Genomic DNA, 24,243 nt, shown 5'->3' on the forward strand with positions numbered 1-24,243 from the left:
ATGCAATAAATTATGGACCTTATTAAGATGTATGGGTGTTATTCTAAGAAAAAATGATAAACCTTAAACCACATGGCTTACAACCGTTGCGTAGGTACTCGTTACTGTGCAAACAACTGTCCGTACAAAGTAAGAAGGTTCAACTGGTTCAACTATGCTCTGAATGACAGATTCGACTACAATATGAACAACGATCTAGGACGTATGGTTCTTAATCCTGATGTTGTGGTAAGAACAAGAGGGGTTATGGAAAAATGTTCAATGTGTATCCAAATGACACAGAACACCATCCTTGAAGCGAAAAAAGAAGGAAGAACTGTAAAAGACGGTGAATTCTCTACAGCTTGTGTGAATGCTTGTTCTACAGGAGCAATGAAGTTCGGTGATATGAACGACAAATCTTCTGAAGTAAGAAAGCTTTACAACAGCAACAGAAGATATACTTTGCTGGAAGAAATTGGTACAAAACCAAACGTATTCTACCACGCTAAAGTAAGAAACAGAAAAGAAAACAAAGTTTAAATAATAAATAGGTAAAAAATGTCAGGACATTACGAAGCTCCGATAAGGGAACCTTTAATTATTGGTCATAAGACTTATCACGATATTACTGAAGATATCGCAAGACCTATAGAAGAAAGAGCAGGAAAACTGTGGTGGATATCATTATACGCGGCATTAGCACTGTTCATCTATGGATTCGGCTGTATTGCTTACACTATCGGAACCGGTATTGGAGCATGGGGACTTAACAGAACTATTAACTGGGGTTGGGATATTACCAACTTCGTATGGTGGGTAGGTATTGGTCACGCCGGAACCTTAATTTCAGCGGTACTATTATTATTTAGACAAAGATGGAGAATGTCAGTAAACCGTTCTGCAGAAGCGATGACGATTTTCGCGGTTGTTCAGGCGGCTATCTTCCCGGTAATTCACATGGGTAGAGTTTGGGTTGGATATTGGGTGTTCCCATTGCCAAACCAGTTCGGTTCACTTTGGACAAACTTCAACTCTCCGCTACTTTGGGACGTATTTGCAATCTCTACTTATTTCTCAGTATCTACAGTATTCTGGTTCATGGGATTAATTCCTGACTTTGCAATGATCAGAGACAGAGCAAAAACGCCTTGGACTAAAAAAATCTATACTTTCCTGGCTTTCGGTTGGGGAGGAAAAGCAAAACACTGGCAAAGATTTGAAGAATTGTCTTTGGTTTTGGCAGGTTTGGCTACACCACTTGTATTCTCGGTACACACCACGGTATCCTTCGACTTTGCTACGTCGGTAATTAAGGGGTGGCACTCTACAATTTATCCGCCATACTTCGTTGCCGGTGCAATCTTCTCAGGATTTGCGATGGTACAGACACTTTTGTTGGTAGCAAGAAAAGTTTGTCACCTTGAAGATTACATCACCATGTATCACATCGAGATCATGAACATCGTAATCATCGTAACTGGTGGAATGGTAACTGTAGCTTACGCAACTGAATATTTCATCGGTTGGTACTCAGGTTCAAGATATGAGGACTTTACTTATCTTTCTCCAGGTGCGGCAACCGGTCCTTATTGGTGGGCTTTCTGGGCATTGATTATCTGTAACCTTGTAATCCCTGCATTATTCTGGTTTAAAAGAATAAGAACAAACATCCTTGCAACATTTATTATTGCTTTGATTATCAATATCGGTATGTGGTTCGAACGTTTTGATATTATCGTTATCAACCTTTCGAGAGACTACTTACCAGGATCATGGACGATGTTTAAACCAACCATTATTGACGTTGGGGTTTACTTAGGAACAATTGGTTTCTTCTCTGTATTATTCCTGTTGTATGCAAGAACATTCCCTGTAATTGCACAGGCGGAATTGAAATCTATTTTGAAAATTTCAGGTGAAACTTATAAAGCAAAAGAAGGAGATGAGCACCACTAAAATAATTTACGGTCTTTATGCCGACGACGATGATTTAATGCACGGCGTTAAAACATTTAACGATAAAGGAATTAAAATTAACGAAGTTTATACTCCTTTCCCAGTTCACGGTCTTGATAAAGCTTTGGGCTTGAAGAAAACCAGAATTTCTGATGCCGCTTGGTGTTATGCTGTTTACGGTTTAACAATTGGTGCAACAGTTACTTGGTACACGATGAACCACGATTGGCCACAAAATATCGGAGGTAAACCATCTTTCTGGTGGGCACACAATATGCCTGCGTTTGTGGTACCAATGTTCGAATTGATGGTGTTCTGCGCAGCTCACATGATGTCTCTTACCTTCTTGGTAAGAAACAAAATGTATCCGGGAGCAAAAGCTCAAAATCCTGATCCCAGAACGACAGACGATAAATTCTTAATGGAATTTGTAAGCGATGATGTTGATACCATCAAACAGCTTCTAATTGAAACTGGAGTGGAAGAAATAACTGTAAAAGATGCTTAATATGAAAAAGAATATTTTAAAATTTGGAGCCATCTTAGGTATTTCAGCAGTTGTGTTGAGTTCATGCAGCAAAGGAAATCCACCTTTGGTATATTTCCCGGACATGTATTTTCCGGTTGCTTATGATCCATTGATGAAAGCTCAGGATGCATATTCAGATCATGAAAATGAAATCCCTGCTTTTGTAAAAAATAATGGTGCTACAGGTTTAGCTCCGGTTAACGGAACAGTTGCTCAGAATGTTGATGGTGTTGCAGAGGAAGCTTTGAACACAGCAATGACTCCTGATCAGTATAACGCAGGTTACGAAGCATCTAAATCTGTTGCTAATCCACTAAATCCTGCAAATCAGGCTAAAGATTTGGAAAGAGGTAAAGTTTTGTATGACAGAACTTGCGCTGCTTGTCATGGTACTGCTGGAGACGGACAAGGGCCAATCGTTGTAAGCGGTGCTTATTCCGGTGTGCCTAAATATGCAGACAGACAAATTACAGTAGGTTCCGTTCACTATGTTCTTACCAACGGTAGAAACGCAATGGGTTCTTACGCAGGACAATTGAAAGCTGGAGACAGATGGAGAGTTGCAATGTATGTAATGAATGCATTTAAAGGAGGTCTTACTCCTGCTGCAGCTGGAACAGCAGCTCCTGCAACAGATTCTACAGCAGCTGCAACAACAAGTGTAACAACCACTCCTAAAAAATAAAAAGAATTAAAAAATGTATAGTTTTTCACCAAAATTAAGATTATATTCAATCATATTTATCGTTCTGGGATTGGTACTTTTTGGAGCTGGTTACTTCATGAATCACGGGATGGACGAAGCCAAGATTGAGCATTTGATGGAAGCAGTTCACTCCGGTGGAAACCACGCACCAACACATTCAAGTGAAATGGTAGGTCCACAGGATCATGCAGCACACTTGGAGCATGCAACAATGCAGGTTCATAACCAGCCTTTGGCAGCTTTGCATACCGTAGCGGTTTTCCTTTTCGGAATTAGCTGTTGTGCGTTGTTCTTCTACAGCATTCAGAATGCAGCACATGCAGGTTGGTCCATCATCATTTTAAGAGTTATGGAAGCTATCGCTTCTTATATTCCTTGGGGTGGAGCAATTCTTGTGATTTTAATGATTTTGAATATCACACACAACGGACATTTATTCCACTGGATGGATCCGGATTTAACGGACCCGAATTCTCCACACTTTGATACTATTCTTTACGAAAAGAAAAAGTTCCTCAATATTCCTTTTTATGCTTTCAGAACACTTCTGTACGTTGCAGGTGCAACCTTCTTCGCCTGGAAGCTGAAATCTCTTTCTAAGAAAGTTGATGAAACGAAAGACAGAAAAGTTTATGCAAGCTACTACAGCTGGAGCATCGGTTATATCGCATTCTTCGGCTTCTGTTCTGCAGCTTGGGCATGGGATTGGTTGATGTCAATTGACCCTCACTGGTACTCTACAATGTACATCTGGTATTCAATGGTGTCCTGTTTGTCTTCCGCAATCGCTGCTATTATTTTGGTAAGTGTTTACTTGAAGAAAAACGGATATCTTCCACAGTTCAACGATAACCATTTGCACGATTTAGGGAAGTTCCTTTTTGCAACATCAATGCTTTGGACATATACCTGGTTTGCACAGTTCATGTTATACTGGTACGCAAACATTCCGGAAGAGGTAAACTATTTCTTTGGTAGATTTGCTTACTACAAGGAAACGTTCTTACCAATGCTTATTTTCAACTTCCTTATTCCGTTGGCAGTAATGGTAAGTTCCAGCATCAAAAGAAATTATACAGTTGTTGTCATCATGGCATTTGTAGTTCTTTTCGGACATTGGTTAGATTATTTCAACATGGTAATGCCTGGAACAGTAGGTCCTTTCTGGAAAACACCTTCAGTATTATTCTTGAATCTTGGAGCAGTTTTATTCTGTGTTGGTTTATTCATCTTCACGGTGTTTACAGCGCTTTCAAAACTGAAACTGATTCCGGAAGGAAACCCATTCGTTCACGAATCAAAAATTTACGAATATCCTTTCTAAGATACTTCGCAAACAATATAAAATCCCGGCTTTTTGTCGGGATTTTTTGTTAAATTTGTTTAAATCCAAATCTTATGAAAAGGTTTTCTTTATTGCTTTTATTAGCGACTTTGCTGTTTGTTGGCTGCAAAAAAGATAAGGTTGACGCAACAGATACCAAATCATTTCAGTCCAGCATCAACGATATGGCTTCTAGTTTATCTACGTTACAGCAGGTAAAATTTAATGAGGCATTGTATGTTCTTAAAACTTTCGGTGTTGAAGGAGATGATGACGTTTCCGAATTGCACAATCTGGGTAAATTACTGAATGGTAAAAAAGTTCCTGAAATTATGGCACTTGCTGACCAGGTTGCCCAAAAGAACGGAATTGCCTGGACAAGTAAAGGTCCACCTTCTTTAGGTGAAATGAATATCTTCGGAAACGAAAAGGCTTCTGAGTTTGATGCAAATGACATCAAAGCGTCATCATTAAGTTTAATTACAAATGAAGTGATGAAGGATTCTATTCTCGGAGTTAAAGGAATTCAGGTAGTTCCTCGTTTGGTCGACGGAACCGGAAAGCCTATCGATTTCTCCGGAGCTGCTTTGGAAGCGGTGATGGAAGTGTATAGCGGTGGAAATCGTTTGCTTACTTCAAAAAATTTAATGCAGGATAACGATTTCAAAGGATTTACGGTTCGTTTTGCGTCTTTGCCGATGCAGAAAATCCGGGATAATAAAATCGATGTCACTGTTTCAGTAAAATCTACGAAGAAAACCTACAAAATGTCCAAAATTGGGATTGCAGTTAATCCTAAAGCTTTGCTTTCTCCGCAGGGTAATCCAGCAGAAAATCCAGCAAATCCAAACACCGATATTCCGGTCACAAATCCTACCGATGTTGCTACTGGCACAGAAATTCAGCCGGCTGCGCCAACAGGGGATCCCAAAACCAGTGTAACACGCTTCCTCAATAATCTTGGCAGCCAGAATCTGCGTGAAGCCTACGATACTTCCGATAATCCTAATTGGGGATCTTATGAAACATTCTCGAATCCGACCTCTGGGTTTGGCGGAGTGAAAAACATCAATGTTAAAAATATTACCACTCAAAGTTCGAGTACAAACTCAGCCAGTGTAAATGCAACGTATGATGTAACCGATAAAAGCGGAAAAACAACTGCGCTGCAGGTAACTTTTGGATTGAAAAACGTGAACGGTGAATGGAAAATTTCAAGCTACAGAATCAATTAAAATAAAATGGCTTCAGCAGATTTAATCAAAAGATTAGAAGAAACAATTGAAAATATTCCTGATTTTCCGATTGAAGGAATTCAGTTTAAAGACATAACTCCCATTTTTCTAAACCCAAAACTGTACGAAGACGTCATTGCAGATTTGGCAGCATTCAGTCGAGGTAAAGTGGATGTCGTGTGCGGTATTGAAAGTCGTGGTTATCTTTTCGGAATTGCTATTGCAGTCGCGCTTGAAGTTCCTTTCATCCTCATCAGAAAAAAAGGAAAACTTCCACCACCTTTCGTGAGCCAAAAATATGATTTGGAATACGGTACTTCCGAAATCGAAATGCGCGAAGGACAATTAAAACCCGGACAAAGAGTGTTGATTCATGACGATTTACTCGCAACCGGAGGAACAACGGAGGCAGCTGCAAAACTCGTGGAAAAACAGGACGGGAAAGTCACACAGTTCAGCTTTTTAATTGGTTTGGAAGAACTTCATGGTGAAGAAAGATTAGCTCAGTTTAATTCCGAAATTTATTCGATTCTCAAGTATTAAATAGAAGGTTGAAGTTTCGGCGTACAATATTTTGTAAATCGTTCAGAAACAATTAAATTTGCAGACCTTTTAAATAAAATTATGGCAAAACATCATACTACGAAAAAAGAGAAACAAGAGCAGGAAGGAAAAGAAACGGTAGAGTTTTTCAAAGATTTGGATAGAGAAGCGTTACAGACAGAGCGTTTCCTTGAAAAAAACCAAAAACCTTTAATTGCTGTATTGGGAGCTTTAATCCTTGGAGTTTTGGGATATTTCGCGTACCAACAATTTGTGGTAGCGCCTAAAAATCAGGAAGCTACATTGAGCTATTTGGCTGCTCAGAAAAACCTTCAGCAAGGGAATGATAAAGAAGCGCTGGGCGGAAAGTCTGCTGCGAACCCGGGATTTTTGGGAACGGCAGAAAACTATTCCGGAACGGCTGTTGGAAAACTTTCAGCGTACAATGCAGGTCTTTTGAAATTCAAAGAAGGAAAGTTTCAGGAAGCGTATGATTTGCTAGACAAATTTTCCTCAGGAAACAAAACTTTGATGGCCATGAAGTATGGAGCAATGGCAGATTGCCAAGCCAACCTGAACAAAAGCGATGACGCAATGTCTTTGTTGGATAAAGCAACTTCCGCTTCAAAAGATCCTTACACGTCATACTATTTCACAAGAAAAGCCGGTTTGCTTGCCTTGTCTTTGAAGAAAAAAGCTGAAGCTAAAAAATACTTCACCGCAATTGGAGAGAAATATCAGGATTACGATAACGGAATGTCTGATGCTTACATCGAAATGGTGAAATACTATTAGTAATGATTTATCCATTATTAATTTTTAATTATTAATTTGAACATATGGCAACAGTAAATCTTTCAGATTACAAACCATTACAAATATCTAATGCTGATTCTTTTAGAATCGGCATTGTTGTTTCAGAATGGAATGGTTTCGTAACCCACAATCTTCGCGACGCCGCTTTGGATATATTGAAAACCGAAGGTGTTGTTGAAGATAACATTAAAGTCTTTAAAGTTCCGGGTGCTTTCGAACTGAATTATGCGTCTATGCAGTTGTGCAAGGAACGCAAGTTTGATGCGGTAATTGCAATTGGATGCGTTATCCGTGGCGAAACGCCGCACTTCGATTATGTTTGTTCCGCAGTTGCGCAGGGAGTAAAAGACTGTAATATTTTAACGGATACTCCGACAATTTTCTGTGTTCTTACAGACGATACAAAAGAACAGTCTGTCGCAAGAAGCGGCGGAAATCTTGGAAATAAAGGTGTTGAAGCAGCTGTTACAGCATTACAGATGATAGATTTCAAGAAAAATCTTTCCGGCAAAAAAGGAAGCATCGGCTTCGGAAATTTGTAACTTTAATCTTTCAAAACAAATTTCGCCATGTTCGCAGGTAAAATAAAACCGTTTGTTTATTTAGGAATTTTTTACCTTTTGGTATCTTTCATTGTAAGGATTATTTTCTTTTTCCACCCCATTACAACGGCGAGTATCGGGTTTTTTGAAGCGATAAAAATCCTAGGAATTGGTTTGCTGAATGATATCTTGGTCTTTATTTTGGCGAGTTCGTTTTTGGCGTTGTATTTTCTGTTTCTTTCAAATTCAAAATACAAAAAACCTTACGGATATATTATTTTCGGGCTTTTGGTTTTGGCATTTTTGTACACGGCTTTCGTTCCTGGAAATATTTTTAAACAGTACGGAGGTTCGGTAGCAGAAATTGCGATGGCTTTCATCGGTTTGAAAACTTTGCTTTTCGGTTTGATGTTTTTTCTTCCGACGCAACGAACTAAAATCCGAAATACGCTGTATTTTATCACGTTGTTTCTGTATGTTCTGCTGATTATTTTTAATAGTGTCAGCGAATATTTCTTCTGGAATGAATTTGGCGTTCGCTACAATTCCCCTACTCGAAAACGAAGTTGTTTTTAGCCGCTAACGATTATTTTTACTAAATTTGATAATCAAATAGTAAAACGCACTAAAGTATAACTAATTGATTATCAAAGTAAAAACTTAACGTTAGTCAGAATTTCATTGCGGTAGATTACTTGATCTACACCAATGAAGTTATCGGAAACATCATGGAAAGTTATCCGGTGGTTCCACTGTTCAGCGTAATTTTAACTTTTACTTTAGCCGTAACTTGGTTTATTTACAAAAGAACGAAAGACGAACTTTTAACGCTTCCGAATTTTGTAATGAAATTAATTATGCTTGGAAGTTTTGCAGTTTTATGTGGGTTGAGTTTGTTCTTCATCCCAAAACTAAGCACCGTAAAAGCTTCGAATACTTTTGCTGCAGAAATTCAGGCGAATGGTTTCCCTAAATTTTATCACGCTTTTACGCATAACGAACTCGATTACTTTCAGTTTTATCCAACTTTGGATGAAAAGGTTGCAGAGCAGAAATTTTTGCAACAGTTTCAGCCATCCACTTTATCAAGATCTGTTGTTTCTGCGAATCCTGAAATGAAGAAAAACGTTGTTTTAATTTCCATAGAATCACTTTCCGCAGATTTTCTGGAACATTATGGAAACGATAAAAAAATCACACCTTTCCTCGACAGTTTAGCGGATAAATCTTTAATGTTCACCAATCTATACGCAACCGGAAACAGAACCGTTCGTGGTTTGGAAGCGTTGACGCTTTGTATTCCTCCAACCGCTGGAGAAAGTATTATTAAAAGGGAAAACGATAAAAATAAATTTACGACCGGAAGCGTTTTCAAATCGAAAGGTTATGAAGTGAAATTTTTGTACGGAGGCTACAGTTACTTCGACAATATGAAAGATTTCTACGAAGGAAACGGCTACGGAATTGTGGACAGAGACAGCTTTAAACCGGAAGAAATTACATTTGCCAATGTTTGGGGAGTTGCGGATGAAGATATGGCAAAAAAAGCCATTACTGTGATGAATGCGGAAGCTAAAACCGGAAAACCATTCTTTAATCATTGGATGACGGTTTCCAATCACAGACCTTTCACGTATCCGGAAGGCAGAATTGATATTCCCGGAACCGCAAAATCTCGTGAGGGCGGTGTAAAATACACGGATTATTCTTTGCGAAAATTTTTCGCCATGGCGAAAAAACAGGATTGGTATGAAAACACAGTTTTTGTTATTATTTCGGATCATTGTGCTTCGAGTGCGGGTAAAACAGAACTTCCAATGGACAAATACAGAATTCCGGCGATGATTTTTTCTGAAGGATTTATTCAGCCACAAAAATTTGATGGCTTGATGTCGCAAATTGATGTGATGCCTACTTTATTCGGTTTGCTCAACTTTAATTATCAGTCTAAATTTTTAGGTCAGGACGTTTTCAGCCAAAATTTTGTTCCAAAAGCGTATGTGGCGACGTATCAGGATTTAGGGTTGATTAAAGACAATCATTTAACGATTATTTCGCCAACGAAAAACGTGAAGCAATATTCTTTGAAACTGCAGCCATCCAGTCTTCCTGAAAATTTTAAACTGAAATACGATGAAATTCCTGTTGCACAACCTAAGAAAACTTTGGTTGACGATTGTATTTCTGTGTATCAAAGCACAAGTTTTTGGCTCAAAAAGAATTTGCTGAACAGAAATTAATATTCAGGGAATTATATTAACTTTAAAGAGGAATAATAAAATATTTTGGGCGTGATTTTTGTAATTTCACCCGAAATTAATTTTTAAAAAACAAATAAACTATATACAGTTATGAAATGGACTGATGACAGAAGCGAAAATGTAGACGACAGACGTGGAACCGGTGGTGGTGGCGGAATGCTCGTTGGTGGTGGTCTTGGGACTCTTATTATCGCGGCAATTATATTTTTCTTGGGTGGTGACCCTTCTGCAATTCTTTCTTCGGGAATGGGAAGCGCAACGCAACAGACAGAACAGCGTGATTTAACAGCTGATGAGCTGAAAGTTCGTGAATTTGTTCAAATGGTGACTGCTGAAAACGAACAGACCTGGACCAAAATTTTTCAGGAAAACGGAATGCAATACCGTCCTGCGAAAGTAGTGATGTTTGAAAGCATGACACAATCCGGATGTGGAACTGCACAGGCTGCAATGGGACCTTTCTACTGTCCTGCAGACGAAACCATTTACATGGATATGAGTTTCTTCCGCGAACTGCAGTCAAGATTTGGAGCACAGGTTTCTGAATTTTCAATTGCTTACGTAATGGCACACGAAATGGGACACCACGTACAAACTTTGTTGGGAACAACGCAGAAAGTTGACCAATTGAGACAAAGCGGAAGATATTCTGAAGCAGATTTGAACAGAGTTTCTGTAGCAACAGAACTTCAGGCGGATTTCTACGCCGGACTATGGGCAAGACAAACCGATAACAGAGAAAAATTCCTTGAGCCGGGTGATATTGAGTCCGCAATTTCTGCAGCTGAAGCGGTTGGTGACGATAATATTCAGAGACGATCACAAGGTTACGTTAATCAGGAAGGATTTACACATGGTTCTTCTGCACAGAGAAAGGAATGGTTCATGAAAGGTTATAATACAGGTGACATCAGACAGGGCGACACTTTCAATGCATTGTTGAGATAATAAATTTAACCTCAGACAAATTTAATCCTTTCGAATATTTCGGGAGGATTTTTTGCTGTTCGGATTTGATGAATTCGCTACCTTTAACCTTTAATTTTTTTGAAATGGCAGCAACCGACCCAAGAATTGATGCTTATATTGAAGACGCTCAGGATTTTGCAAAACCTATTTTAGGATATCTTCGAAATTTCGTCCACGAAAACTGTCCGGATGTTGAAGAAGGCTGGAAATGGAGCTTTCCGAATTTTATTTATAAAGGAAAAATTTTGTGTTCTATGGTGGCTTTCAAAAAACATTGTGCTTTTGGTTTCTGGTTGGAAAAGGAAATAAAAGCCATGCAAAAACTCACGAAACACATCGACAAAAAATCAATGTTTAGGCTCGGGAAAATTACAAAAATTGAAGATTTACCGCCCAAAGCAGAGCTAAAATCCGCCATCAAAGAAGCAATGGAACTCACAGATATGGGAATTGTAATCAAAAAAGCATCACCCCAAAAGGTCGAAGTGGAAATGCCGGATTTTTTTACAGCAGCATTAAAGAGAAATAAAGCAGCCAATACAGTTTTCGAAAAAGCATCACCGTCTTTCAGGAAAGAGTATATCCTATGGATTACCGCAGCGAAAACGGATGCCACCCGAATCAAAAGAATGGAACAGGCGAATAGAATGGATTGCCGAAGGAAAAGGCAGAAACTGCAAATACGAAAAATGATAATCATAAATTCAAAAAAATAAATGAATCCTGAAAAAGAAAAGTGGGTTTTGCTTGTGGTATTATCAATTATTTGGGGTTCATCATTTATCCTTATCAAGAAATCTCTGGAGCATTTCAATCCTTATGAAGTAGGAGCTTTACGGGTTTTAATTGCCGGTATCATCTTGCTTCCAATCGCAATTTCCAACATCAAAAACTTTCCGAAGAAGCATGCTAAATGGCTTGTTTTGTGTGCGCTTTCGGGAAATTTTATCCCAATGTTCTTGTTTCCCATGGCAGAAACTGAAGTTAGCAGCAGTATTGCGGGAATTATCAATTCGATGATGCCGATTTTCGTGATTATTGTGGGAGCTTTAGTTTGGAAATTCAGTACTACGAAAAGACAGCTGATTGGAACAGCGATTAGTTTTACGGGAGCCTGTATTTTGGCACTTTCCGGACATGATGACGGTGGATTCAAATTGATTCCTATTCTTCTTCTGCTTTTGGCGACTTTACTGTATGCCATTAACTCGACCACTGTGAAATCAAAACTCAACCATATTCCTGCAAAAATGCTTTCGGCGTTTGTTTTTTCTTTTGTTTTGATTTTGCCTTCGCTTATTGCGTTGATTTTGGCAGGGTTTTTCAAGGATTTTCATGCGGATAAAAATCTGTTTGTAGGACTGGGCTTTGTGAGTTTGCTCTCTATTTTCGGAACGGGCTTGGCGATGATGATGAATTACCGGTTACTGAATATTTCTTCGCCATTATTTGCTTCCACCGTAACTTTACTCATGCCGATTGTGGCCGTTATTTGGGGAATTCTTGATGGTGAAAAATTAACCTTGATGCAGGGAATTGGCGGCGTTATTATTTTAGCCGGACTGATTTTTTTACGAAGTAAACCAGCAGTTTTAAAATAAAGAAAAACGCATCTATTTGATGCGTTTTTCTTTATTTCTTTTTCGCCTTTACTTTGGAGGCTTCTTCTTTAATGAACGGATATTTCTGCTGCATATCTTCCAGCAATTGCGGGTCGAGTTCCAGTGCTTTTTCCAGAACATTTCGTCCTTCTTTCTGATTGTTCATGTGGAAATAACAGTTGCTCAACTGATAATACAATTCGGCTCTGTTGTGCTTTTTAACGGCTTTTTTCAGAATCGTAATCGCATCTTCGTATTCGCCAAGCAACATCAAAACTTCAGAATAAGCGTACCAGTTGTAAAACCTTCCCGGTTCATAATCCACGAGTTTTTTCAAGCACGATAAACTTTCTTCAAACCTGCCCGAATCAATGTAAAGAAAAGCCAAACGCTTCTGATAATCGAGATTGTTTTCGTTTAATGCCACCGCTTCTTTTGCAAAATGCAGTGCTTCTTTCATTCCGCCCATTTCTTCGTAGATGTAGCTTTGCTCCATCATCGAAAGGTAAAACTGAGGGTCTTCTCTCAAAGATTTTTGGAAAGAATTCAATGCCGGAATCAGCTGTTTGTTTTCTTTATGACACAAACCGATTTTATAGAATGTGAATGCTTTTGTGTATTCCAGTTCAAGCATTTCTTCATACACTTCAATCGCTTTTTTCCAGTCGTGCATCGCTTCGTAGCATGCGGCTTTATTGGCATAAACTCCAACGGATTGGGAATTAATCGCCAACAAATAATCGAAACCTTTTATTGCCTGTTCGTAATTTTTTTTGTTGAAGTAAAACTGTCCATACTCGTACCATGCTGTTTCCGAAAAAGGGAATTTATCAAGATATGAATTGAGATATTCCATGGCTTCTTCAGGTTTGTTAAGCTGATTGTAGCACAACATCACGTTTTCCAAAGAATATTCATCCTGCGGATCGAACGTTAAAGCCAGTTTGTAATGCTTCAGCGCACTGAAAGGGTCTTCCAGATTGATGAACTCATCTGCAATGAAATTGTGCAGGAAGTTTTCTTCTTCTTCCAGTTCCAAAGCTTTTTCGCAATATTCAATCGATTTTCTCGGGTTTCCAAGATTCGAATAATATTTTGCGCAACACACCAGAAAATCTGTGCTTTCCATGGACGATTCTTTCAGTTCGTTCATGAGTTCTTTTGCCTGAGCGTAGTTTTCGAGCTCAAGAAGCACTTCAAATTTTTTTGTTTTCAGTTCCAGTGATGTTGGGTGTAGCTTCAGACCGTAATTTGTGGCCAGTTCCGCGTAAGATATGTCTCCCAGTTCTAGATAATGGATGATGATTTCTTCATATTCTTCGGTCTCGAAGTAGAATTCTTCATTGTTTTCCACCATCTCTTCGAACCTTTTTACGAGTTCGTTTTCAAAAAATTCTTCCAATATTTTATCTCACAGCTTTCCGAAAAGATGAATATTCTTGCAGCTTTCGGAACGCCTTTAATTATACATTCTAAAATTAGAAATTTAAATTTATTAAATCAATTTTTGTGCAAAACTTTTTACGCTAAAGATTTAATTTTCACAATCATTTTATCTCCTAAATCATCTGCTTCTTCCTGCGAAAATGCTTCTGTGTAGATTCTGATGATAGGTTCTGTATTCGATTTTCTCAAATGAACCCAGTTTTTATCAAAGTCGATCTTAACACCATCTACAGTAGAAACTTCCTCATTTTGATACTCTTTTTCTATTTTAGTTAAAAGCGCATCCACATCAATATCCGGAGTCAGTTCGATTTTCTTTTTACCCATGTAATAAGACGGATATGTTGCGCGAAGTTCAGAAACCGTTTTGTTTTCTTTGGCTAAATGGGTCAGAAACAAAGCAACTCCCACCAAAGAATCTCTTCCGTAATGCAAATCAGGATAGATAATTCCTCCGTTTCCTTCACCGCCGATGACTGCATTTTTTTCCTTCATTAAAGTTACAACGTTCACTTCTCCAACGGCACTTGCGAAATATTCGGAATCCAGATTTCTTGCAACATCTCTCAAAGCACGGCTTGAAGAAAGGTTTGAAATTGCTGCTCCTTTTTTATTTTTCAACAAATAATCTGCAACAGCAACTAGCGTGTATTCCTCACCGAAAAGTTCTCCGTTTTCGTCTACCAAAGCCAAACGGTCAACATCGGGATCCACTACGATTCCCAAATCTGCGTTTTCTTTCTTTACCAATTCGCAAATATCGCCCAAATGTTCTTTCAAAGGTTCAGGATTGTGAGGAAACTGACCGTTAGGTTCACAGTATAATTTTACCACTTCACATCCTAGTTTTTCCAAAAGTTGTGGAATAGCAACACCTCCCGTAGAATTTACGGCATCAACTACCACTTTGAATTTTTTAGCTTTAATAGCTTCTGCATCCACAGTCGGTAAATCCAAAATTTTCTGAATATGAATGTCAAAAGCATCGTCTCTTGTTTCATATTTGCCCAAATCGTCCACTTCAGCGTAGTTGAAATCTTCACTTTCAGCCAAAGCCAAAACTTCTGCTCCGTTTTCACCGTTGATGAATTCGCCTTTTTCGTTCAACAATTTCAGCGCGTTCCATTGTTTCGGGTTGTGAGAAGCAGTTAAGATAATTCCACCGTCTGCATTCAGTTCAGGAACCATTACTTCAACAGTAGGCGTTGTAGAAAGTCCCAAATCCACCACATGAATTCCCAATCCCTGCAAAGTTGCGGTTACCAAAGAATTCACCATTGCACCGGAAATTCTCGCATCGCGGCCAACAACCAAAGTAAGGTCTTTTTTATTTTTATTGTTTTGTAGCCAGGTTCCGAAAGCGGACGTAAATTTTACCACATCAAGAGGCGTAAGGTTTTCATCCACTTTTCCACCAATAGTTCCGCGGATTCCTGAAATACTTTTGATTAAAGACATATTTTTATTTGGATTTTGTTTTAGAAAATTCGTGATTTTTAAAAGTGCTGCAAAAATACGGAAAAATGATTTGAGGTGCTGTTTTTCATCTTGTTAAAAAATTTAAATTTGTATTAAACTATTACGATGGCTTTACCCAATATACGAAAAACTTTGCATCTCCCGAAAGAAGAGGAAGAAGAATTCACATTTGCAGAGATTGAAGAAGGTGTTTATTTCCGAGGACATAATTTGTGGTTGTTGGTGCTTTCGATGGGAATTGCTTGTATTGGTCTGAATATTAATTCCGCCGCAGCTGTTATTGGAGCGATGTTGATTTCACCTTTGATGGGTCCTGTTGTTGGTTTGTCTTTCGGACTTTCGATTGGTAACAGAAATTTGGTCAATCTGAGCTTGTCCAACTGGGCGATTATGATTGGAACCAGTTTGTTGGCTTCCACTGCCTATTTTTTAATTTCGCCATTTCATTCTGAAACTTCGCAGCTTTCAAGTTTTAAAGAAGCTACCATTTTCGACTGTCTGCTTGCTCTTTTTGGAGGTTTTGCTTGGTTTTTGGGAATTATCAGAAAGGAAGCCATTAAAGTGATTGCCGGAGTTGCCGTTTCTACAGCTTGTATTCCACCACTTTGTACGGCAGGTTACGGTTTGGCAACGCTGAATATGGAATATTTTTTTGGAGGAATTTATTTCTATCTCATCAACTGTTTTTTTATCGGTGTCGGAACGTGGATTTTGAGTGTCGTTCTCGGTTATCAAAAGTTTTATTTGGCAAAAGGAAGCAGCCACAATAAAAAAATGGTTGCAGTAATTTCAATTCTTTCAGTTTTAATTTTAATTCCAAGTATTATGTTGACGATGAAAAAATGGAACGCCGAGAAATTTAAAAATGAATCCACGACCTATATTGAACAGGTTCAGAAAAAATTTCCACAACTCACAATAGTCAATCATAAAGAAACTATAGAAAACGGCAAGAAAATTTTGGATATTACGGTTTTGAACAGCAAAAATTTTGTAACCGAAAAAAATCTCGAGCAGGCTAATTTACTCAACAACGATATCCACTTGAGGTGGCATTATGCTCCCGATAAAACGGATGCATCAGAAATTACCAAACTTCAGCTTCAGATTAATGATTTGAAAAGACAAATGCAAGCGCAAAAAATGCGGAACTAAGCACAACCGCAATCGCTGTCGCAATTCGTTCTTTTGCTGCTGAATTTTTTCGGTGCGAAATTCTTTTTAATGATTTTAAAAAGGGAATAACAAGCAAACAAAACGATTGCTGCGATAAGAATGTACTGTAAAAGAAGTGAACTGTCCATTTGATTTAAATTTTATTGAAAATCAGCAATTTCCGAACCAATTATTTAAAAATTTGATAAACAATCATCGAAGCGATATAAGCTAAGCTTGACATTCCGAATAATTGAATCATGGTCCATTTCCACGATTTTGTTTCGCGATAAACCACAGCCAAAGTCGAAACACATTGCATTGCAAACGCATAGAAAAACAAAATGGAAATCCCGGTCGCAAAACTGAAAACTTTCTCCCCATTTGGTTTCACATCGTTGCGCATTTTATCAATGACTTTACCTTCCGGAGCATCATCATCCAGTGAATATAGTGTGGACATTGTTCCTACAAAAACTTCACGTGCAACGAAGCTTGTTAAAATTCCAACGCCCATTTTCCAGTCATAACCCAATGGAGCAATTGCAGGCTCAATGGATTTTCCCATTTTCGCAAGGTAAGAGTTTTCCAGTTTTACATCACTTGCAACCAACTGATTTGGTTTTTCTTTCGGCCCGAAATAACTGAATGCCCAAATAATAATACTGATGATGAAAATAATTTTTCCGGCTCCGGTGATAAATTCCCAAACTTTTCCAAGAGTCAGTTTAAAATCATACCCGAAAAGCGGCATTTTATAAGTTGGTAAATCCATCACAAGGAAAGATTTGCCTTTATTTTTAATGAATTTTTTCAGAATTAATGAAGCCAAAAGGGACATCACAAATCCTAAGATATACATCGAAAGCAGCGCCAAAGCTTTATAGCTGATTCCGCCAAAATATTTGTCGGGAATAATAAGCCCAATAATAATACTGTACACAGGAAGTCGTGCAGAACACGTCATGAAAGGTGTTACGAGAATCGTAATCAGTCTTTCCTTGACGTTTTCGATATTTCTTGTGGACATAATCGCCGGAATTGCACAAGCAGTTCCGGAAACGAGCGGAACAATACTTTTTCCGTTCAGTCCGAAAGGGCGTAAAAACCTGTCCATCAGGAAAATAACTCTGGCCATATAACCCGAATCTTCTAAGAGATAAAGAAAGTACAACAAAATTCCAATTTGTGGAGCGAAAATGACAATTCCGCCGATTCCCGGTATAATGCCGTTGGTAATTAATGAATTAATTGGACCTTCAGGAAGACTGTCTTTTGCGGTATTAGAAAGCCAAAGGAAAAAACTGTCAATCCAATTCATTGGATATTCCGCTAAGAAAAATACGCTTTGGAAAATGACAAGTAGAATAGCCGCAAAAATTACGTATCCCCAAAATTTATGAACCAAAATTTTGTCGAGTTTTTCCGTCAGAAGTTCTTTAAACTGAGGTTTTTTGGAAATAGTTTTCGAAATTATTTTATCAATATTCTGATAACGTCGGATGGTTTCCTGTGTTTGTAATCTTTTCGGAACCAAACATTTACGATCGTCATCATTCATCTGTTCCTTTACACTTTCAAGCTTTCCCAGATAGGTGTCGGAAGAAAGTAACGTCCAGACTTTATATTGATTGTTTTCCTTCGTGTTCGATAAAATTTTAAAAATCAAACCTTTCTGTTCAACGGGGATTTCAAAGGACACTTTTTCGGAGGTTTTGAAATCATTGTTGAAAACCGCTTCGCGAATGTCATCAATTCCAAGATTTTCTTTGGCGTTGGTTTGAAAAACTTTTACTTCAAGGTTTTCTGAAAGTTGCTGCAAATCAATATTTATTCCGCGTCTTTCTGCTTGATCAATTTGGTTCACTACCAAAATCACCGGAATTCCTAAATCCTGAATCTGCTGGAAAAGAAGCAATCCTCTTTTAATGCTCAAAGCTTCCAAAAGATAGATGACACCGTCGTAATTTTGCTGTTCTTCTACCAAAAATTTGGTAAAAATCGCCTCGTCTTCGGAACTGGGATAGATGCTGTAAGAACCGGGTAAATCTATTACTTCAACATTTTCACCCTTGTAATCGTAATTTCCCGAATGACTTGCTACCGTAACACCTGCGTAATTACCTGTTTTCTGTCTTTTGTTGCACAGCAAATTGAAAACGGTGGATTTCCCTACATTGGGATTTCCTACGAGGAGAACTTTCTTATTTTTTTCGGTGTGCTGCATCTTTTAAGAAACGAACGAGCCAAGGGCACGTTCCTACATTTTTTCTACGATAATAAATCTTGCTTCTTCTTCGCGAAGGGCAATTCTGCTTTTTTCGTCACCAAATTCGATGTAAAGAGGACCTTTGAAAGGTGCCTGATAAAGGATTCTAAAACTAGTTTCGGGCAAAAGTCCCATTTCAATTATTTTGCTGGGCATTTTGAGGTCTTCATTTTCGTAGCCCACAATTTTCCCCAGTTTTTCTTTCGGGAAGCAGCAAAGTTTATTGGAAATGTCTCTTTTCAATCCTATAATTTGAACTGCAAATATATGTTATTTAAATTAAATCTAAATAAGAGATTTGCTTAAACTGATAATTTTCATAAAAAACCTGAAACAAAAACTTGCTTCAGGCCTCCAAAAAATATAGTTTGTTAATATGAATTCTTATTTCCCTTTCTTTTTTGTTGCGGGAGGTGTTTCTGCTGCAACTTCAATAGGGTTGTTATTGGCATCGTAGAAATCGCGCATCATTTTTTCCTGTTGTTTTACCATTTCGCCTATAGTTGAATCGCTTCCTGGCAATTTTTGAGACATCATTTCGGGAGTGAAGTACGGTCTTGCGGTTGCAAATGGATCTTTTTTATAATCGCCCAGCGTTTTATCGAACTTTTCTCTGGTTATTACCTGAACTGCTCCGCCGGTTCCTCCTGGTGTTACGGTTTCTGCATAAGAAAATTCGCTGTAATCCGCTACTTTTTTATTTCCTTTAAGCTCCCAAGAATAGTTTTTTCCTTCGTCTTCAATTTTCACAATCAATCCTGGAAGTCCGTAGAATTTATAAGGTCCGTCCTGAAATGGAATGTCTGATGCAAACCAAGCTGTCCATTTTCTACCGCCGTATTCTGTAGTTGCTTTTTGGGTATTGTAGGTTCCTATTTTCTGTTTTTCAGGAAGAATATTCCAGTTAAACTTAAGATTTTCGTCATATCCAATGTTTACCGGTGTAAAACCGTTGGCAACACGGTCAACAAACTGTAATTTCATGTCCGGATAAAACTTATAAATTTTTTCAGAAAACTTCGGCATTTTGATAGACTTGCTAATATCCTTATAAAGACCAGTCTTTTTCATTGTTTCAATTTCTGCCTTCATGATAGAATCCTGCGCACTCATCGTGAAATCCTTGTAAATAGATTTCTCTTTTGTAATGTCGAGTACGGTAAGTACTTTGTCTAGGTTTTCTACTTCTTTTTTAGGTTTGAAGGTTAATTCATAGAAAAAACGGTTGGCTGTTTCCTGAGCCTGAACTCCAAATGCAATTAGAAGCACGAATACTGAAATAAACTTTTTCATTTTGAATGATTTTTACAATTAGTTTCAATACTGATCTTTTTGTTACAAAAAATTTTTCTAACACTCATGATGTAAGTTTCTCAATTTACAGAACTGTTAAGCTAATAAATGATGAATCCCGGCTAAAACCGGGATTTTTTATTGATACATTTTCTTGATAGACTCATTCATTAAATCATAAATTTTTCGGTGTTCTTCCAAAGTGATTAGTTCTTCATGCAATTTCATAATACGTTCATCATTTCTCACAGCAGGTCCTGTTTGTGCAGATTTCGGATCGAGATGATGAATTTTTTGTGTTGTTTCATCAATTAAAGGAAGAAAATACTCAAAAGGAATATTTTGAGAATCAGAAATTTCTTTCGCTCTTGCGTAAAGATGATTCACGAAATTACAGGCAAAAACAGCGGTGAGGTGAATGTATTTTCTTTTCTCGTAAGAACTTTCCATTACATTTTCGGAAATAGATGCGGCTAGATTTTTAAGAATATTTAAATCAAATTCATTTTCAGCTTCTACAAAAAATGGAATGGTTTCGTAATCCAGTTCTTTTGTTTTCGAAAAAGTTTGTAAAGGATAAAAACTGGCTTTTCTGTAATTTCCTTCCAAGCTTTCTTTCGGTAAAGAACCTGAGGTATGTGCAACTAAAGCACTGGAGGAAGTAATATGTTTTGACACTTCAGCCACAGAAGAATCACTCACTGCGATAAGATAAAAATCCGCATCTGCAATTTCCTTAGTAGAATAGGGAATTTCGAGTTCCTCTGATATTTTTCGAAGTTCTTCAGCGTTACGGCCAAAAATTTGTACCACTTCATTGTTGCTTAAAGTAAATGATTTGGCTAAATGATAAGCTACATTTCCGGAACCTATAATCACAGTTTTCATTCAACAAAAGTAAAGAAATAAAAGGTTTGGTTCGAAAATTGAAAATTTAATTTAACTTTAAGGCTAAAATAAAATCAAACCCACGTAAGCATCTCCATGAAGAGTAAGGATAAGGAAATTATCGACATGATGGCTGAAGAACGAACCCGAGAAAAAGGGCTTCGTTTGATGATGGATGCTTACCAGAGCAGGTTATATTGGCATATACGGAGATTTGTTTTAGACCACGATTTGTCGCAGGATATTTTGCAGGAAACTTTTATTAAAGCGTACCAGAATTTCCACCAGTTCAAGCAGGACAGTCAGTTATACACTTGGCTGTACAGAATTGCAACCAATGAATCTCTTCAGCAAATCAACAAGAACAAGAAAATGCAGAAGGCAGATGATGAAGCAGGAGCTTATCTCGCAAATATCCCTGCAGAAAGCGTAAACGCAGATGCAGAAGAAATACAGTTGTTATTGCAGAACGCAATACAAACACTGCCGGAAAAGCAAAGACTCGTTTTTAATATGAGATATTACGATGATTTGCCTTATGAAGAGATGAGCAAAATATTGGATATGTCGGTTGGAACTTTAAAAACCAACTACCATTATGCCAAACAAAAGATTGAAGATTATATAAAAGAGAATTACGAAGAGTAAATTTTTTCAGAATGATGAAAAATTTTGATATAGAAAATCTGGAACGTAAAAACATCTTTACAACTCCCGATAACTTTTTTGATAAAGTTCAGGAGAATGTATTAAAAGAAACCGTTCACCAACAGAAAGACATAAAAATAACAGAAGCAAAACCGGCAAAAGTTTTCAAACTAAATTGGGTTTATGCAGCAGCTGCAGCTTTGGCAATGATTTTTGGATTGGGATATTTTCTGAACAGCAATAATACAGAATTTTCCGTACCGAATACAGTTGCAAACGTAGAACAAAATAAAGTTGTGGAAAAGCCATCAACTCCGGAAGTTGATCCGGTTCAAACTATTGCGGATTTGAATAAGACAGGTGCTGTTACAGAACCTTCCAACCAAAATTTAACTTTAGCACAAAATGATAATCCTAAAAATGAAGCAAGAGGTCAAAGCAGAAATATTGAAACGGGAATGGCTCCAAAAATAGTATCGACTTACTCAGCTCCACAAAATGAAGCGAAAATGAGGGTGAAAACTGCAGCAATTACAGCAGCAGCTCCGGACGAAGCTTTAATGGATGAGGTGCTTTCAAGTTTCACTTATGCAGAATTGAAAGAAGCGTCAAAAAATACAGAACAGGACGTTTATTTGGATTTATACAACTAATACGAACATGAAAAAAATTATATTAACATTCATCATCGCTATCTTTTCGGTAGGCTTTGCTTCCGCGCAGGTCAAAAAAATAGACTGGAAGAAAGTAAGCCCGGAGAAAAGAAAAGAGATGATTAACAATATGAATCCGGAAGAACGTAAGGAGCTTTTAAAGCAGTTTCGCGAAAATATGCTGGTGGAAGAACTGAATGTTGAAGATGAAGACCAGGAAGAATTCAAGAAAGTGTACAATGAATATGTGGACGCTCAGAAAAAGATAAAAGACCAGTTTGATAATAATTTCAACCCGGATTCACTTTCCGATGACGAAGCCAAGAAAAAATTAGAAGAAAGCTTCGAGGTAGGTCAGAAATTATTAGACAACAGAAGAGCATATTCAAGAAAAATGCAGACGGTGGTAAGACCACAGCAAGTGCTCAAAATGTTCAAAAATGAGGGCATGATGCGCGAAAAAATGATAGACCGTAGAATAGACGGCGGAAGAGATAATAATTCCACCAGAGCAGGCGGAGGTTTCAGAACTCCTGCACCTTCTCGCGGAAGATAAGATACCCCATAATAGTTTATTTTTTTAATGTTAGGCGACCTTTACAAATTTTTTGTGAGGGTCGTTTAATTTTGGGCAATTTTCTTTTTCGCCAACGCTTTTGCCTTTGCTCAAAAGAAACCGGGCTGTTCATTGCAATTCCTCGTTCTGCGGCCCCACTGCGTTCCGCCGCATCACTGCGGGATTTTCATTGCCATCCCTATCGCGCAACAAGGGTGGAAAAAATCAGAAAAATCCGGCAAAAAATCCCTAAATTTGCAAACTATTTAATTATTGATGAAGAACATACGAAACTTTTGCATCATTGCACATATCGACCACGGGAAATCTACTTTAGCAGACCGACTTTTGGAGTACACCAACACGGTTACCCAAAGAGAACTGCAGGCGCAGACTTTGGACGATATGGATTTGGAAAAAGAACGTGGGATTACCATTAAATCTCACGCCATCCAAATGGATTATGAATACAAAGGAGAAAAATTTATATTAAACCTAATTGATACACCGGGACACGTGGATTTTTCTTACGAAGTTTCCCGTTCAATCGCAGCTTGTGAAGGAGCACTTTTGATCGTTGATGCTGCGCAAAGTATTCAGGCTCAAACGATTTCGAATCTTTATTTGGCTTTGGAAAACGACTTGACCATTATTCCAATCCTGAATAAAATTGATCTTCCGTCTGCAAATCCAGAAGAAGTTACCGACGAAATTATGAACTTAATCGGTTGCGAATACGAAGACGTTTTAAGAGTTTCCGGAAAAACAGGCGAAGGAGTACATCATCTTTTGGAGCAAATTGTAGAGAGAATTCCGGCTCCGGTTGGAGATGAAAATGCACCGCTTCAAGCGCTTATTTTTGATTCTGTTTACAACCCTTTCCGTGGAATTGAGGCTTACTTTAAAGTAGTAAACGGAAGCATCAAAAAAGGAGAGAAAGTAAAATTCATGGCAACGGACAAAGTGTACGAAGCCGATGAAGTTGGAACTTTAAAACTAAAGCAAGCTCCAAAATCAATCATCAAAACAGGAGACGTAGGTTATATTATTTCCGGGATTAAAGACGCGAGAGAGGTAAAAGTTGGAGATACCATTACCTCAGTGGAAAATCCGGCTTCCGGAGCTATTGAAGGTTTTGAAGAAGTAAAACCAATGGTTTTCGCGGGTATTTATCCAATTGATTCTGAGGATTTTGAAGAGCTTCGTTTCTCACTTGAAAAATTAAGATTGAATGACGCTTCTTTGGTTTTCGAACCGGAAAGTTCTGCAGCGCTTGGTTTCGGTTTCCGATGCGGATTCTTAGGAATGCTGCATATGGAAATTGTTCAGGAACGTTTGGACAGAGAATTCAATATGAATGTGATTACGACAGTTCCAAACGTATCTTATTTT

23 protein-coding genes and 2 pseudogenes are annotated in these 24,243 nt (G+C 38.0%); 19 read left to right on the forward strand and 6 right to left on the reverse strand.

Going from position 1 to position 24,243, the window contains the following annotated elements; translation table 11 throughout:
• Window positions 1-72: 72 nt before the first annotated feature.
• From Q0252_RS11375 to Q0252_RS11440, 14 genes and pseudogenes are all read left to right on the forward strand, one after another.
• Window positions 73-522 (forward strand): annotated as a pseudogene (locus Q0252_RS11375) (quinol:cytochrome C oxidoreductase); the annotation flags it as partial.
• A gap of 18 nt (window positions 523-540) precedes the next feature.
• A complete protein-coding gene (gene nrfD, locus Q0252_RS11380) occupies window positions 541-1,938 on the forward strand; it encodes an NrfD/PsrC family molybdoenzyme membrane anchor subunit (protein WP_297986395.1) in 1,398 nt (465 codons plus the stop codon).
• The gene (locus Q0252_RS11385) at window positions 1,925-2,446 is read left to right on the forward strand and encodes a DUF3341 domain-containing protein (RefSeq protein ID WP_297986397.1); all 522 of its coding nucleotides are present in this window, start codon (window positions 1,925-1,927) and stop codon (window positions 2,444-2,446) included. Before nrfD ends, Q0252_RS11385 begins: the two co-directional genes overlap by 14 nt.
• Window positions 2,439-3,152: a cytochrome c gene (locus tag Q0252_RS11390; protein WP_297986399.1), complete on the forward strand. Its 714-nt coding sequence runs from the start codon at window positions 2,439-2,441 to the stop codon at window positions 3,150-3,152. The genes Q0252_RS11385 and Q0252_RS11390 overlap by 8 nt, the downstream gene beginning before the upstream one ends.
• 13 nt (window positions 3,153-3,165) lie before the next feature.
• A complete protein-coding gene (locus Q0252_RS11395; RefSeq protein ID WP_297986401.1) occupies window positions 3,166-4,497 on the forward strand; it encodes a quinol:cytochrome C oxidoreductase in 1,332 nt (443 codons plus the stop codon).
• Between the two features lie 74 nt (window positions 4,498-4,571).
• Window positions 4,572-5,732 carry an NTF2-like N-terminal transpeptidase domain-containing protein gene (locus Q0252_RS11400; protein WP_297986403.1) on the forward strand — a complete coding sequence of 387 codons (1,161 nt, stop codon included), beginning with the start codon at window positions 4,572-4,574 and terminating at the stop codon, window positions 5,730-5,732.
• 6 nt (window positions 5,733-5,738) lie between these two features.
• Window positions 5,739-6,275: an adenine phosphoribosyltransferase gene (locus Q0252_RS11405; RefSeq protein WP_297986406.1), complete on the forward strand. Its 537-nt coding sequence runs from the start codon at window positions 5,739-5,741 to the stop codon at window positions 6,273-6,275.
• An 81-nt stretch (window positions 6,276-6,356) separates the two neighbouring features.
• Window positions 6,357-7,070: a tetratricopeptide repeat protein gene (locus tag Q0252_RS11410; protein ID WP_297986408.1), complete on the forward strand. Its 714-nt coding sequence runs from the start codon at window positions 6,357-6,359 to the stop codon at window positions 7,068-7,070.
• A gap of 44 nt (window positions 7,071-7,114) precedes the next feature.
• A complete protein-coding gene (ribH, locus tag Q0252_RS11415; protein WP_297986410.1) occupies window positions 7,115-7,633 on the forward strand; it encodes a 6,7-dimethyl-8-ribityllumazine synthase in 519 nt (172 codons plus the stop codon).
• A 27-nt stretch (window positions 7,634-7,660) separates the two neighbouring features.
• Window positions 7,661-8,209, forward strand: a complete 549-nt coding sequence (locus tag Q0252_RS11420; RefSeq protein WP_297986412.1) for a hypothetical protein — start codon at window positions 7,661-7,663, stop codon at window positions 8,207-8,209.
• Window positions 8,210-8,307: 98 nt separating this feature from the next.
• Window positions 8,308-9,873, forward strand: a pseudogene (locus Q0252_RS11425) (LTA synthase family protein); the annotation flags it as partial.
• A gap of 111 nt (window positions 9,874-9,984) precedes the next feature.
• Window positions 9,985-10,842 (forward strand): neutral zinc metallopeptidase, encoded by an 858-nt coding sequence (locus tag Q0252_RS11430; RefSeq protein ID WP_297986414.1) that lies wholly within the window; start codon window positions 9,985-9,987, stop codon window positions 10,840-10,842.
• Window positions 10,843-10,946: 104 nt separating this feature from the next.
• Window positions 10,947-11,579: a YdeI family protein gene (locus tag Q0252_RS11435; RefSeq protein WP_297986416.1), complete on the forward strand. Its 633-nt coding sequence runs from the start codon at window positions 10,947-10,949 to the stop codon at window positions 11,577-11,579.
• The gene (locus Q0252_RS11440; protein WP_297986418.1) at window positions 11,580-12,464 is read left to right on the forward strand and encodes a DMT family transporter; all 885 of its coding nucleotides are present in this window, start codon (window positions 11,580-11,582) and stop codon (window positions 12,462-12,464) included.
• A gap of 31 nt (window positions 12,465-12,495) precedes the next feature.
• Here Q0252_RS11440 and Q0252_RS11445 read toward each other — a convergent pair whose 3' ends face one another.
• Window positions 12,496-13,866, reverse strand: coding sequence for a tetratricopeptide repeat protein (locus tag Q0252_RS11445; protein ID WP_297986420.1), 1,371 nt, complete (start codon window positions 13,864-13,866; stop codon window positions 12,496-12,498).
• Window positions 13,867-13,985: 119 nt separating this feature from the next.
• On the reverse strand, window positions 13,986-15,368 hold the full coding sequence (glmM, locus tag Q0252_RS11450) for a phosphoglucosamine mutase (RefSeq protein ID WP_297986421.1): 1,383 nt from the start codon (window positions 15,366-15,368) through the stop codon (window positions 13,986-13,988).
• A 126-nt stretch (window positions 15,369-15,494) separates the two neighbouring features.
• On the opposite strand from glmM, the gene Q0252_RS11455 reads away from it, so the two are divergent.
• Entirely contained in the window at window positions 15,495-16,544 is a 1,050-nt protein-coding gene (locus Q0252_RS11455; protein ID WP_297986422.1) for a DUF389 domain-containing protein, read from the forward strand.
• A 190-nt stretch (window positions 16,545-16,734) separates the two neighbouring features.
• Here Q0252_RS11455 and feoB read toward each other — a convergent pair whose 3' ends face one another.
• From feoB to Q0252_RS11475, 4 genes are all read right to left on the reverse strand, one after another.
• Entirely contained in the window at window positions 16,735-18,771 is a 2,037-nt protein-coding gene (gene feoB, locus Q0252_RS11460; RefSeq protein WP_297986424.1) for a ferrous iron transport protein B, read from the reverse strand.
• A 33-nt stretch (window positions 18,772-18,804) separates the two neighbouring features.
• Window positions 18,805-19,056 (reverse strand): FeoA family protein, encoded by a 252-nt coding sequence (locus tag Q0252_RS11465; RefSeq protein WP_297986427.1) that lies wholly within the window; start codon window positions 19,054-19,056, stop codon window positions 18,805-18,807.
• Between the two features lie 141 nt (window positions 19,057-19,197).
• Complete coding sequence (locus Q0252_RS11470) at window positions 19,198-20,106, reverse strand: GLPGLI family protein (RefSeq protein ID WP_297986431.1); 909 nt, start codon at window positions 20,104-20,106, stop codon at window positions 19,198-19,200.
• A 138-nt stretch (window positions 20,107-20,244) separates the two neighbouring features.
• Window positions 20,245-20,994 (reverse strand): DUF2520 domain-containing protein, encoded by a 750-nt coding sequence (locus Q0252_RS11475; RefSeq protein WP_297986433.1) that lies wholly within the window; start codon window positions 20,992-20,994, stop codon window positions 20,245-20,247.
• Between the two features lie 96 nt (window positions 20,995-21,090).
• On the opposite strand from Q0252_RS11475, the gene Q0252_RS11480 reads away from it, so the two are divergent.
• The 4 genes from Q0252_RS11480 to lepA all read left to right on the forward strand — a co-directional run.
• On the forward strand, window positions 21,091-21,642 hold the full coding sequence (locus Q0252_RS11480; protein WP_297986436.1) for a sigma-70 family RNA polymerase sigma factor: 552 nt from the start codon (window positions 21,091-21,093) through the stop codon (window positions 21,640-21,642).
• An 11-nt stretch (window positions 21,643-21,653) separates the two neighbouring features.
• Complete coding sequence (locus Q0252_RS11485) at window positions 21,654-22,295, forward strand: hypothetical protein (RefSeq protein ID WP_297986437.1); 642 nt, start codon at window positions 21,654-21,656, stop codon at window positions 22,293-22,295.
• Window positions 22,296-22,302: 7 nt separating this feature from the next.
• Window positions 22,303-22,851, forward strand: a complete 549-nt coding sequence (locus Q0252_RS11490) for a hypothetical protein (protein ID WP_297986439.1) — start codon at window positions 22,303-22,305, stop codon at window positions 22,849-22,851.
• 276 nt (window positions 22,852-23,127) lie between these two features.
• Window positions 23,128-24,243: translation elongation factor 4 (gene lepA, locus Q0252_RS11495; RefSeq protein ID WP_297986458.1), on the forward strand; the 1,116-nt coding region annotated here is incomplete at its 3' end.

The sequence above is a fragment of the uncultured Chryseobacterium sp. genome (assembly GCF_936933875.1).
Lineage (GTDB): Bacteria > Bacteroidota > Bacteroidia > Flavobacteriales > Weeksellaceae > CAKZIK01.

What these genes read in the sequence shown, in the direction of transcription:
- Q0252_RS11475 (WP_297986433.1), bottom strand. Translation starts at nt 20,994, where the DNA reads ATGAAAACTGTGATTATAGGTTCCGGAAATGTAGCTTATCATTTAGCC.
- Q0252_RS11390 (WP_297986399.1), top strand. Translation starts at nt 2,439, where the DNA reads ATGCTTAATATGAAAAAGAATATTTTAAAATTTGGAGCCATCTTAGGT.
- nrfD (WP_297986395.1), top strand. Translation starts at nt 541, where the DNA reads ATGTCAGGACATTACGAAGCTCCGATAAGGGAACCTTTAATTATTGGT.
- Q0252_RS11490 (WP_297986439.1), top strand. Translation starts at nt 22,303, where the DNA reads ATGAAAAAAATTATATTAACATTCATCATCGCTATCTTTTCGGTAGGC.
- Q0252_RS11485 (WP_297986437.1), top strand. Translation starts at nt 21,654, where the DNA reads ATGATGAAAAATTTTGATATAGAAAATCTGGAACGTAAAAACATCTTT.
- Q0252_RS11455 (WP_297986422.1), top strand. Translation starts at nt 15,495, where the DNA reads ATGGCTTTACCCAATATACGAAAAACTTTGCATCTCCCGAAAGAAGAG.
- Q0252_RS11420 (WP_297986412.1), top strand. Translation starts at nt 7,661, where the DNA reads ATGTTCGCAGGTAAAATAAAACCGTTTGTTTATTTAGGAATTTTTTAC.
- Q0252_RS11410 (WP_297986408.1), top strand. Translation starts at nt 6,357, where the DNA reads ATGGCAAAACATCATACTACGAAAAAAGAGAAACAAGAGCAGGAAGGA.
- Q0252_RS11395 (WP_297986401.1), top strand. Translation starts at nt 3,166, where the DNA reads ATGTATAGTTTTTCACCAAAATTAAGATTATATTCAATCATATTTATC.
- Q0252_RS11480 (WP_297986436.1), top strand. Translation starts at nt 21,091, where the DNA reads ATGAAGAGTAAGGATAAGGAAATTATCGACATGATGGCTGAAGAACGA.
- Q0252_RS11405 (WP_297986406.1), top strand. Translation starts at nt 5,739, where the DNA reads ATGGCTTCAGCAGATTTAATCAAAAGATTAGAAGAAACAATTGAAAAT.
- feoB (WP_297986424.1), bottom strand. Translation starts at nt 18,771, where the DNA reads ATGCAGCACACCGAAAAAAATAAGAAAGTTCTCCTCGTAGGAAATCCC.
- ribH (WP_297986410.1), top strand. Translation starts at nt 7,115, where the DNA reads ATGGCAACAGTAAATCTTTCAGATTACAAACCATTACAAATATCTAAT.
- Q0252_RS11470 (WP_297986431.1), bottom strand. Translation starts at nt 20,106, where the DNA reads ATGAAAAAGTTTATTTCAGTATTCGTGCTTCTAATTGCATTTGGAGTT.
- Q0252_RS11440 (WP_297986418.1), top strand. Translation starts at nt 11,580, where the DNA reads ATGAATCCTGAAAAAGAAAAGTGGGTTTTGCTTGTGGTATTATCAATT.
- Q0252_RS11400 (WP_297986403.1), top strand. Translation starts at nt 4,572, where the DNA reads ATGAAAAGGTTTTCTTTATTGCTTTTATTAGCGACTTTGCTGTTTGTT.
- glmM (WP_297986421.1), bottom strand. Translation starts at nt 15,368, where the DNA reads ATGTCTTTAATCAAAAGTATTTCAGGAATCCGCGGAACTATTGGTGGA.
- Q0252_RS11430 (WP_297986414.1), top strand. Translation starts at nt 9,985, where the DNA reads ATGAAATGGACTGATGACAGAAGCGAAAATGTAGACGACAGACGTGGA.
- Q0252_RS11385 (WP_297986397.1), top strand. Translation starts at nt 1,925, where the DNA reads ATGAGCACCACTAAAATAATTTACGGTCTTTATGCCGACGACGATGAT.
- Q0252_RS11435 (WP_297986416.1), top strand. Translation starts at nt 10,947, where the DNA reads ATGGCAGCAACCGACCCAAGAATTGATGCTTATATTGAAGACGCTCAG.